Source organism: Amycolatopsis sp. NPDC045836 (genome assembly GCF_056431745.1).
In genome coordinates, this window is sequence record NZ_JBWKKF010000043.1 from 17076 (window position 1) to 27841 (window position 10766).

Annotated in this window: 9 protein-coding genes; 5 read left to right on the top strand and 4 right to left on the bottom strand. The window is 68.8% G+C overall.

Annotated features, from left to right (window positions below):
* Positions 1-162 precede the first annotated feature (162 nt).
* Entirely contained in the window at positions 163-612 is a 450-nt protein-coding gene (locus AC07EG_RS39535; protein ID WP_478258418.1) for a hypothetical protein, read from the top strand.
* An 88-nt stretch (positions 613-700) separates the two neighbouring features.
* On the opposite strand, the gene AC07EG_RS39540 is transcribed toward AC07EG_RS39535, so the two are convergent.
* Positions 701-1102: a hypothetical protein gene (locus AC07EG_RS39540; RefSeq protein ID WP_478258419.1), complete on the bottom strand. Its 402-nt coding sequence runs from the start codon at positions 1100-1102 to the stop codon at positions 701-703.
* Positions 1099-1299 (bottom strand): hypothetical protein, encoded by a 201-nt coding sequence (locus AC07EG_RS39545; RefSeq protein ID WP_478258420.1) that lies wholly within the window; start codon positions 1297-1299, stop codon positions 1099-1101. The genes AC07EG_RS39540 and AC07EG_RS39545 overlap by 4 nt, the downstream gene beginning before the upstream one ends.
* 569 nt (positions 1300-1868) lie before the next feature.
* Here AC07EG_RS39545 and AC07EG_RS39550 point away from each other — a divergent pair.
* Positions 1869-2720, top strand: a complete 852-nt coding sequence (locus AC07EG_RS39550; protein WP_478258421.1) for a phosphotransferase family protein — start codon at positions 1869-1871, stop codon at positions 2718-2720.
* Between the two features lie 238 nt (positions 2721-2958).
* Here the strand turns inward: AC07EG_RS39550 and AC07EG_RS39555 are convergent, their stop codons facing one another.
* Together AC07EG_RS39555 and AC07EG_RS39560 are read right to left on the bottom strand one after the other, a co-directional pair.
* Positions 2959-4788, bottom strand: a complete 1830-nt coding sequence (locus AC07EG_RS39555) for a caspase, EACC1-associated type (RefSeq protein ID WP_478258422.1) — start codon at positions 4786-4788, stop codon at positions 2959-2961.
* Positions 4785-5156 carry an effector-associated constant component EACC1 gene (locus AC07EG_RS39560; RefSeq protein WP_478258423.1) on the bottom strand — a complete coding sequence of 124 codons (372 nt, stop codon included), beginning with the start codon at positions 5154-5156 and terminating at the stop codon, positions 4785-4787. Before AC07EG_RS39560 ends, AC07EG_RS39555 begins: the two co-directional genes overlap by 4 nt.
* 653 nt (positions 5157-5809) lie before the next feature.
* Here AC07EG_RS39560 and AC07EG_RS39565 point away from each other — a divergent pair.
* From AC07EG_RS39565 to AC07EG_RS39575, 3 genes are all read left to right on the top strand, one after another.
* Positions 5810-6808 carry a TerC/Alx family metal homeostasis membrane protein gene (locus AC07EG_RS39565; RefSeq protein ID WP_478258424.1) on the top strand — a complete coding sequence of 333 codons (999 nt, stop codon included), beginning with the start codon at positions 5810-5812 and terminating at the stop codon, positions 6806-6808.
* Positions 6809-9148: 2340 nt separating this feature from the next.
* Positions 9149-9910 carry a hypothetical protein gene (locus AC07EG_RS39570; protein ID WP_478258425.1) on the top strand — a complete coding sequence of 254 codons (762 nt, stop codon included), beginning with the start codon at positions 9149-9151 and terminating at the stop codon, positions 9908-9910.
* Between the two features lie 22 nt (positions 9911-9932).
* Complete coding sequence (locus tag AC07EG_RS39575) at positions 9933-10613, top strand: hypothetical protein (RefSeq protein ID WP_478258426.1); 681 nt, start codon at positions 9933-9935, stop codon at positions 10611-10613.
* Positions 10614-10766 lie beyond the last annotated feature (153 nt).

Sequence of the window (10766 nt, forward strand, 5' to 3'; positions counted from 1 at the left end):
TGGTCTCGGCTGCGGATCGGATTCCGCTGCGCAACGGGCGCAGCGCGCCGACCGGTACCTACCTGGGCGAACTGATCGAGCCGGCCGACGCCATGCTGAGAGCGGGTTTCGAGTTGTCGTTCGCGACCCGGGCGGCACGGTCCCGACGATCGACGGCACCTCGTGCAGCCTGCTCTACTTCGGCCTGTCCCGCACCGCCGCGATGCCGCGCTCGCCAGCTTCACCCGGCTGCTCGGTCTGGGCCTTGGCACCCCGGCCGATCTGGCCGGCCTCGCTCGTGATGAGCAGCGGCTGTCCGGCTTCGATGCCGTGTTCGTACCCGGCGGGCACGCCCCCTTGGTGGACCTGCTCCACGCGGATGCGTTCGCGGCGGACTCGCCCAACAAGCACTTCGGTGCCCTCATGCAGTACTTCCACGACACCCAACGACCAACCGGCCTGATCTGCCACGCACCGGCCGCGCTGGCCGCCGCCCCATCGCCCGGCGGCCGATGGATCTATGACGGCTATCGGATGACGTGCTTCAGGACCGTCGTGGACACCCTGCTGACCACCGTGCCACTGGCGCGCCGCTTCCCGGACCTCTCAAAGAGGACCCGACCCAACTGCTGACCACCTGCGGCGCCGTGATCGAGCAGACCGTGCTGCCGATGGGCAGCAAGGTCGTCGAGGATCGCGAACTGGTTACCGGCCAAGACCCCTACTCGGCCACCGCCCTCGGCGAAGCGTTCGTGCGCAAGGTTCTCGCCTCGCTGGGTAGACTGCCATCAGCGCAGGCCAGTAGGTCTGTGAAGTGGGCCCGGCAGCCGTCCGGCGGGGGATGGGCCGGCGTCGCCGAGGCCGCGCGGCGGTCTGGGGTGTCGGCGTCGAAGGGCGGGAGCCCGAGGTGCAGGGTGTAGCAGGCGTCGCGGACGTCGCGCAGCTTGACCTTCCCGACGCCGAAGCGTTCGGCGCTGGCCCGCCCGGTCGGTGCCGTCAACGACGCGCGGGCGGCGGGCCAGCGGGTGAGCTCGGCGATCGCCGCGGTCAGCGGCAGGTCGTGGCAGCGGAACCTCAGCAGCACCTCGGCGTACTGCTCCTGCAGTAGCGTGGACGAGTTCATCGGCGCCGCTCACTCCCGCCCCTGGTCCCGGGGACTGCCTTTCCTCGTTCGGACGCCTGCCATAAGCGCTGCTGGAAGGCCGCGGTGTCCTCGATCTCCTCGACGCGGGTGGACCACCACAACTCGACCCGCGGCGCGTTGCGGCCGCCGGGATCGGGCCGGGTGTGGCCCGGCTCGCCGGGGAACTGCGCGATCATCGCGGGCGTCCATCCGCGATCGTCTCCCAGCTCGGCCACGCCGGTGTAGGCGCCGCACCTGTCCTGCTCATCTGCTCGCTGGGGCCTTTCTCGTTCCGGGCGCCGCCGCTGACGCCACGGCCGGACACAACCCGACTGACCAGCGGTTTGTCCAGGCGTGGAGCTGATGCATGGACTTCACCCTTCAACCACCCGAACGGGCGACGATCGAGGCGGAAGCGCCGACCGCGGCTGGCCCCGCCGCGGCGGCCGTTCGGATGGCCGTGCTCCGGCGGCGGGAGCGGCGCCTCGGTGATGTTGCTCCCGCTGGCTACCAGACGGGTCCGGCAGAAGAACGCTCCTACGGCGACGAAACTCTTGCGCGGCTGGACATCGTCAACGCGCACATCGCCGAGGGGAACATAGACGGCAAACACACGACGCCCTCCAACCCACCCTCGCCTTCCCGCCGCGCTGCGCGTTCGCCAGGTCGACAACGCGCTCCCTGGACCTCGCACACAGCTTGAGCAAAACCCGGACCAACCCTGCCCCGTTACCATCGGAGCGTGCTTTCCCCCCATCGTGGCCACGTGGTGCGGCGTGCCTGCGCCCACGTGGGACTGCGCAGTGACGGCGCCACAGCCCTGCGCCAGCACGCCAGCGACGTCTTCCTCCTCCCCCTCGAGAACACGGTGATCAAGGTCGCCCGCGGCACCGTGAACGCCGAACGCGCCCAGCGCGCAGTCGAGATCACCCGCTGGCTCATCGGCCGTGGATTTCCCGCCACGGAACCCCTGGCGCTCGACCAGCCCGTGGTGGTCGACGACTCCACGGTCACCTTCTGGCACCACTACCCGCAACCCGACACGGCACGACCGGACTGCGCGGACCTGGGAACACTGCTGCGGGAACTGCACCGGCTCCCGGACCCTGACATCACCCTGCCCCCGTACAGGCCCTTGGCTGACCTGACCAGCACGCTCGAAGCCACCACCGTGCTCGACCGCGACAGCACCGCGTGGATCGGTGACCGGGCCAGTGAGCTCCTCGCGCAGTTCGCCGATCTTCACTCGGAGCTGGGCCACGGCCTCATCCACGGCGACGCCTATCCAGGCAACACGCTGCTCACCACCCAGGGCACTGTTCTCGGCGACTGGGACGAAACCGCCTGGGGAATGCGCGAACTCGACCTGGCCAACACCATCCAGGGAATGCGCTTCGGCCGCAGTGTCGGTGACATCGACCGCTTCGTCTCCGCCTACGGTCACGACCCACGAGGATGGCCAGGTATCACGGTGCTCACGGGAATGCGCGATCTGCACACGCTCGGCTCGTTCCTGCGGCGCGCGCACCGCGGCGACCACCGCGCCCGCCGCGAACTCGACAACCGCATCGCCACGCTCCGGCACAGTCCCGACGTGGTCGCCTGGACGGCCAGCTGAGTCCGGCCACCGGTGTGTACGGTTACGGCGCGCAGTACGCGCGCAGCCACCGGCTACAAGGCAGTGCAGGCACCGACCGGACTGTCCTCCACCCGCGGCTACGCCCCACAGCCAGCCAGATCCGCAACACTGGCACGACACCGGACAGCTCAGCGGTTGAGGTCGAAGCCGCAGCCACGGCGGCGACAACCTGCGCCACGTCTGATCTGCTCTATTGTGGACGGACGCCGCTTGACCGCTACTTGAGCGGTACGTCCCACAACCGTGCGGTGCCATCCTCGCTTCCGGTGGCGAGGACACGGCCGTCTGGGCTGAACGCCACACTGGTCACCGGCCCCTCGTGGCTTGTGAGGGGCTCGCCGATCTGGTGCCTGCTGGCCACATCCCACACCCGCGCCGTCCGGTCTTCGCTTGCCGTGGCGAGGCTGCGCCCGTCGGAGCTGAACGCAACACCGGTCACGCTGCCCGTGTGTCCCTCGAGGCGGCTTCCGACCACGTCAAGGCTAGCCAGGTCGATCAGCACCACGTCTCCAGTGTGGGTTCCGCTGGCGATGTCGCGGCCGTCTGGGCTGAACGCCAGGCCGTATCCGCTGTGGGAGGAGTATTCACCACCGACGGGCTGGTGACTGGCCACATCGAACAATTCCATGTCCGCACCGTTCGTGGTGACCAGGATGCGCCCATCAGGACTGAACGCGATCCACATCGCGGCGGCGTTACGGTTTGGTCCTGCTTCGAGGGGCGGTCCGAGCGGGGCCCCGGTGGCGGCGTCCCACAGTCGCGCCGTTTCGTCGGTGAGCTCTGAGCTGATTCCCGTTCCGGTGGCCAGGGTGCGCCCGTCCGGGCTGAAAGCCACGCTGCTGATACCGCTCGCGCTGCCGGTGAGGGGCTGGCCGAGGGGCTGGTGGGTGGTGGCATCCCACAACCGCGCGGCTCGGTCGTCGCCGCCGGTGGCCACGGTGCGGCCGTCGGGGCTGAACGCCACACCCCTGATGGCGGCGGTGTGACCGGTGAGGGGCTGGCCGATCTGCTGACCAGTGGTCACGTCCCAGAGCCGTGCGGTGCCGTCCTGACTGCCGGTCACCACGACATGGCCGTCCGGACTGAACGACACACTGGTCACCGAGCGCGTATGTCCGGACAGGACGGCCCGGGCCTGCTCGGACGTCTGGAGCGACAGGACCGCCATGGTCGTCCCGGCGGCGAGCAGGAGCGTTGCGATCAGGCTGAGCACCACCGCTGTCCGGCGCCGCGGCCGCCGATGTGCCGGTGACCGCGTGTCTTTCCCGGCAACCTCACGCCCGGGTTCCCGGGCGATTTCGGGCGCTCGCCCCTGAGCACCTGGGAACGAGCCCTTGAACAGGGTGAGGTCACCTGCCGCGTTGACGATGCGTCGTTGCGGGCGCGGCCCTCCTCGCGCGGCGAGGTTCCGGTCGATCCGCCGGAAGAGTTCATCGAGCGTCAGCCGCCCCGGAGTGTGCAGTGCGGTGAGCAAAGCGCCGGTGAACGACGTGTGCTTGTCTCCAGCGGGAGCGTGGGAAAGGGCGGTGGCTGTGGTCGAGGTGAGGGTGTACGTTCCCGCGATGTCGACCTGGCCGGCGATGACACCCCGGGTATCGCCCATCGCCTCGATCGCGCGACCGGAGAAACAGCAGTCCAGCACCAGCACCCGTGTGGTCGCAGGGCTGGCGGCGATTTCCTCGCGAAGCAGCTCGAACGGGAGCGCGGTCCACCGCAAGCGGTCCGGAACGGTCGTGGTGAGCGCCAGGTGCAACCGCCCCCGCCCGTCGACGAGCCCGTGGCCAGCGTAGTAAACCAGCAGCAGATCGGTCGCCGCGGTGGCCGCTGCGGCGACGGCGTCGCCCACGTCCGTGGGCGACGCCGGCTCGGGCACCACGCGGCAGAACTGTGTGTCCAGGGTGCCGGTGGGGGCCTTCACCAGCGCGTTCCTGAGGTCGGTCAGGTTCGCGCGCACCGCGACGATCTCGGGCAGCTGGTCTCGGGCGTGGTACCGGCTGACACCGATCAGGACAGCCCGGGACCGCGCGGGATCCGGGAAACGGCTCACTCCGGCGGCTCCGGCGGTTCGAGGAGCCTGGCGATGTCGCGCATCACGGCCTGCGGATCGACGCGTTTGGCGTCCAGCTCGATCTGACGCCCGTCTTCGCGGGTGATGACCAGCTTCACGTCGGACCGCCGTTGGGAGATCCAGGTGGACAGCGCGCCGGCGAGCACCGCACCGAGCCCACCTGAGCCGACAGCCACTACGAGCGCATCGAGCACTCCCCCCATCTGTCCCGGCTTGACACGCGCGTGGACAGGCCGTGTGCGTCCGCGCAGCGCATCATCACGGTGCAGCCAGTCCTGGAGCGACCTCAGCTCATCAGCTCCCTGTGCGGCCCTGATCCACACCTGCTCTCCAGCCAGTTCCGTCATATGGCCATCATGCCCAAGACCGGAAGCCCAAGGTGCACGCCGTGCCGTGCGGCCAAGTCGCCGAGCGCGTCGAACAGTGCGTGGTGGCGAACTTCCGGATGTGCGGTGGGGTTCGCAGCGAGTACTGCCGCTGAGATCCCGTCCTTGTCCCGTACCGCCTCCGGTTCCACGCACATTCCTGGCGCTTCCTGGCAGGCGCGGATCAGCGAACCGCCCACCGCCGCCCTCGCCACGACCGGACGCCGGACCGGCGAACCACATCGCACCTGCCTGGTCCACGGCACCGCGGCCACGACTTCGTAGTGATCGCCTCCGAGGGCGACGACGAATCGGCGTGGTTCCGAACCTTCCGGGTGGAGCCGGGCGTCGGCGTGCTGGCGGGGCTCTCGCTGGTTCACCGCCCGCGCGGATCTTCCCACTGCACGACGAGCACGCGCGGGATTTCGACCGTCCTGCTCATGCCACCGGCTGCGCCACGTTCGGGTGACCACCCTTTACGTGCTGTCCGTTTTGTCCGATACTCGAGATTGAGGGGAGTACTTCCACCGGCCCTGACCGGTCAGTACGGACACTGACGGCGGTGTCCCCGGCAGGGCGCCCGCACCGGGTGAAGGAGACCTCGAACGCCGACCGTGTTCGAGGAGGCCCTGCCCATGTTCGCTCCAGCCACCGTGCCGGCTGCTGCACCACCGTCGTCGATCGGGTCGCTGTGGTTGTGGGGGCTCAGCATCGCGGTCCTGCTCGGCTTGCTGCTGACCGATTTCCTGGTGACCCGGCGCCCCCACGAGGTCTCCCTGCGCGAAGCCGCCGGCTGGTCGGTGTTCTACCTGACCCTGCCGGCGGTGTTCGCGCTGTGGCTGTGGCCGGCGTTCGGCGGTACGCAGGCACTGGAGTTCGCCACCGGGTTCGTCGTCGAAAAATCCCTGTCGGTGGACAACCTCTTCGTCTTCATGCTCCTGTTGTCCGCGTTCGCCGTGCCCGCCGAGGTGCAGCAGCGGGTCCTGCTCTACGGCATCGCGGGCGCGCTCGTGCTGCGGGGCGTGTTCATCGCCGCGGGCGCGGCTCTGCTGCAGGCGGGCACGTGGGCGTTCCTGGTGTTCGGCGCGATCCTGTTCCTCTCGGCGCTCAAGATCCTGCACGAGGCCGTCACCGGCGCCGGGTTCGACCAGGACGTGTCGCGGATGCGCTCGGTGCGGCTGCTGCGCAAGCTGATGCCGGTCACCGACGACTACCACGGCACCCGGCTCGTCACCCGCGAACGCGGGCGGCGCGCGCTGACCCCGCTCACCCTGGTCGTGGTGGCCGTCTTCGCCACCGACGTGGTCTTCGCCGTCGACTCGGTACCCGCCGTCTACGGCATCACCGAAGACCCCTACCTGGTCTTCGCCACCAACGCCTTCGCCCTGCTGGGCCTGCGCGCGCTGTACTTCGTGCTGCACAACGCGCTCGCCAAGCTCGTCCACCTCAACCACGGGCTCGCGCTGATCCTGGCCTTCATCGGCGTCAAGCTCGTCCTGCACTGGGCACACGGGCTCTGGCCCGCCGTGCCGTCGATCCCCACCCCGCTCTCGCTGGTGGTCATCGTGCTGATCCTGGCCACGGTCACGCTGACCAGCCTGCGATCCCGCCAACACACCCGACCCCGGAGCTGACCATGCTCACCACCCTGCTCGACGCCGCCCTCATCGCCCTGCTCCTGCTCGCCGCGGTCATCACCGCAGCCGTGCTGATCGACCCCCGCCCACCCCGCTGACCCCGATCAGACGCCGCCGTGGCCCCGGCGAGCTGGGTGAAGTCCGCCTTCTCGATGGGACCATGACCGCAGCCGTCGAACAGCGTCGGCACATCGCAGAAAAGGACGACGAATCAGCCGACCTCAACGTCGTCGAAAAGCGCTCGGCGGACTCTCGTTTCGCTTAGCGTGTGTCTCGTATGGGTCTTGTGACTGATGGTGCACGATCATGTGCCGTGGTTTGGCCGAGCCCCGGTTCGGGGACCGGGCGGTGTTCACGGTTGTGGTAAGTGCTGACCGGTGGGTGCGCGGCGGCTGCTGCCGCCGTCGTTCGGGGTCACGGTGCCGGCCGCGCATCGCCGGTTCACCGAGTGGACCGTGGTCGCTGCGGCTCGATCCAGCCCCCGCGGAGCCGTGGAAGGAGACCGGCGGCGCGCATTGAGTTTGGATGACTGCTTTGAGAACTTGGTTCCTGAAAATGCAGCCAGGCCCGAACGCTCCATCGGTGGCAATGAACTTATTGTGCAGAGTGTTCCCTTTGAATATATAGTTGCAGCTGACGGTGGGTTGGTCATCGGGCGGCGCACTGAAGCTCGGGCATGCCGATCTCGCTCGGGGCGAGGCTGTTCGCGCGGCGGGCGAGCTCAAGGTTGCGGAAACCAAGTGTGGAGCGTGGATAATACGTCGGGACACTATCAATCATATGGTGAATCGGGTCCGCAATGCTGCCGAGGAAGCTTTCGCTGCCAAGGGTGTGGGCATTCGGAGGTGCATAAAAAGGGAAGTTTCCCGGAGTAGATCATACTGCGATCGAGCCACTTTTGGCCAAACTCGTTTCACTCGTGCAATGCGACGCGGAAAACGAGGAAAAATACGGGGCGGAATTCATTGAATTTCTCGAGTTGCGGAAGTTTGGCGCCCTGGAAGTTCTCCAGTACTTTATGCGTGTACTGCGATGGCGATCGGTGAAGGATTCGACGCGGGCTCGTCTCCGGGAATGTCGTGATACGAGGCGGCATCGTGTGTTGGAGCGGATCTATGGTTCTTTCGAATCCGACTGGGAAGACAAGGGCCTCTTCGAACGCTTCCGCGGTGATTGATTCGGCGGTGACTCTGGCCTGCCAGGATGTCCTGGAGCGGCGTAGCGGCGGATGGCGTTCATCGGTGGCCTGCTGAGGGGGTATGTGCGGGAGGCGATCCACGCGTTCAACGACTCCGGGTTCGTGGCGTTGTCCCCAAACGGAGGGCAGCCGACCTCGTGAGATCGGGCCGACCGCCCGTGATCAGATCTGCCGCATCGCCGTCTGCAAACCCAACGAGCTGGGGTTGCCGTTCACCACCTGGAACCTGGCTGAACTGGCCGGCTATCTCACCCAGCACGCGCGGACCAGATCGAGCACCGAGACCGCCCGGCGGATCCTCCGGAAGCGGGGCGTGTCCCGGCAGGCGGCGAAGATTCGGAAAGCCAGCAAGGCCCCGGACTTCGTCGCCAAGAAACCCGCATCCTCGACCTGTACGACCCCCGCCCGCCGACGGACGAATGATCTGCGTTGACGAGTTCGGGCCGCTGAACCTGCACGCCCCCGTCCGGGGCTGGTCCCCCACCCCGGCGGGGTGGGGCGGATGTTCACCGCGATCGGCCTCGCCACCGGGGCAGCTGTTCTACCGGTTCCGTGACCGCGAACGCTGGCCGCAGTCACTCGACTTCTGCAGGCGAATCCGCCGCCACTTCCCGGTACCTCGTCTGCGACGAATACGAGTCACACGGTAGAGCCGAGGTCAGGACCTGTTGCGCCGAGCGCCGCGGTCCGCTACTTCACCCTCGACGGCAGTGACTGCCCCGGCCGCACCGCCCCAAGAAACCGCCACCGCTGGCTACTCCGCTGGCGCAACCACCACTGCCATCCCAAACGCCACTTCGCCGTCAACTCCAAGATCCGCCGCCCGGAGTGCCTGCCCAACGTTGCTTGATGCGGCACTAGACCACTGTGGTGGGGTAGCCGCCGCGGGCCGGGCCGGGTCCGTGGATGGCGGTGGTGGGGTCGAGCGTTCGAGGCCATCGATGCCTACCTCACCGACCGCGACGCCGAGGACAACACCGGCGTGCTGGCCGTGGCCGGGCAGATCTCCGCCGAATCCGCCGAGCTGCCGCCGCTGGACACCAGCCGCGGCCGTCGCCTGCAACCGGGGAGGCACCCGCGCGCTTGCGGGAACCGTGCCTGCGCGTGCTGCGTCCCAGCCTCGAGGGGTGGTGATGTCGGTGGAGTCCGGAACCTCGTCCGTCGACGGGGCGGTGCGGTGGCTGAGGTCGGCGGTGTGCCTGTTGATGGCGATGCCGTACCTGGTGGCGGTGGCGTGCACGGCGGTGGTGGCGTGGGTGGTGCCCGTGGACTTCAACGGGGCCGAATTCGTGGTGGTGCCCATGGCGTTGCCTGCGTTGGTGGTGGGGCTGGCCGTGGTGTTGCGGCGGCCGGAGCAGCCGGGTCGCTGGTTCACGGCGGTGGCCGTGGCCTTCTGGGCGGGTGTGGCGGCGGTCTGCGGCTCGGTCTTCTTGCTGCTGCGGCCGTGGTGGTCGCTGGCGCACCCGGTGACCTGGGTGGGGATCGGTATCGCGGTGCTGTTCGTGCTGCCGTGGTGGCAGGCGCGTTTCGTGCGCAGGCTGGTGGGTACCGCGTTCGGGTCGCTGGGGGTGCCGGCGCTGGCGGAGTCGTCGTTGGAGGTGCCGTTCTTCGTCAGGACCTCGACGCTGCTCGTCCTGCTCGTCGGCCGGCCTGAGCTGGGTATCGCGGTGATCCTGGCGGACGGTGCCGATGCGGTGCGGACTTCCCGCGGTTGTCCGATCAGGGCCGAGGTGGTGGCGGTGCCGGAGAAGACCCGCAGCGGACCGGGCAAGGTGCGCACCTGGCGTGTGCCGGCCGGCCCGGCGGTCCGCATCGACTTCTCCGGCGGTGAGCATTGGCTGGTGCCCACCGAGCACCCCACTGCCCTCGCGGAACTGGTGACCGCACGCGCCCGGCGGTGAAACCCCGACGAGAGGACAGCACGTGACCGACAGGGTCTGGTTCCCCGGCAACCCCTGGCCCGAGGGCCACCGCATCAGGGGCTTCGACTGGGACGGCAAGCTCGACCACGCCGGGAACCTGTGGTTCAACCTGGAGTTCACCACGGCCCCCTACCAGGGAACCCCGCCGTCCGGCACCGTCGCGAACACCGGTGACTGGACCTCGCCGGGGGTGTGGGGCAACTACGGCTACTGCGCCCTGACCTCCTACGACTGGGCCGGCCTGCCCGCCGGCACCCCGGCCAGCCCGTTCCGCTTCACCCGCCCGCACCGGCTGACCGCCGACCCGCTGCCCCTTCCCGCCCCCGACGCCGAGCTGACCTGGAACATCTACCTGCTCGGCCACGACTCCTGCGCCGACCACGAGATCACCTTCACCCCCGAGACCACCGGTCCGGGGCACCGCATCGACTGGACCGCCAAGATCGCCCTGACCTACGCCGGTGAGGAGGAGTTCCGCTACGGCCTGCGTGCCGTGCTGCGCAACTGCACGCCGGGCCGCATCGCCTTCCCGCCGGACATGCCGGTCGAGCAGGCGCGCACCGCGCTGGCGCGGGTGATCGACGTGCCCGAGCGGTTCACCCCGCAGGACAGGGGTGACCACACCGTGCTCGCCTACACCGAGGAGCCGCAGCTCGACAACGCGGCCGGGCACACCGGCTGATCCCGCTGCGCCGCCGTGCCGGCGCACGGCACCAAGCCGTTGCCGTCGCTCAAGGTTTCCCCGCGAAAGCAGAAGATCGAGCCGGGCGACGCTGCCGAATCCGACGAGCTGATCGGCAACGTGCGACCGTGTCCGCCCGGTGCCGCGCCCGGT

Excerpts from the sequence above, each read along its gene's own strand:
- AC07EG_RS39540 (WP_478258419.1), bottom strand. The coding sequence starts at position 1,102 with ATGAACTCGTCCACGCTACTGCAGGAGCAGTACGCCGAGGTGCTGCTG.
- AC07EG_RS39545 (WP_478258420.1), bottom strand. The coding sequence starts at position 1,299 with ATGATCGCGCAGTTCCCCGGCGAGCCGGGCCACACCCGGCCCGATCCC.
- AC07EG_RS39560 (WP_478258423.1), bottom strand. The coding sequence starts at position 5,156 with ATGACGGAACTGGCTGGAGAGCAGGTGTGGATCAGGGCCGCACAGGGA.
- AC07EG_RS39565 (WP_478258424.1), top strand. The coding sequence starts at position 5,810 with ATGTTCGCTCCAGCCACCGTGCCGGCTGCTGCACCACCGTCGTCGATC.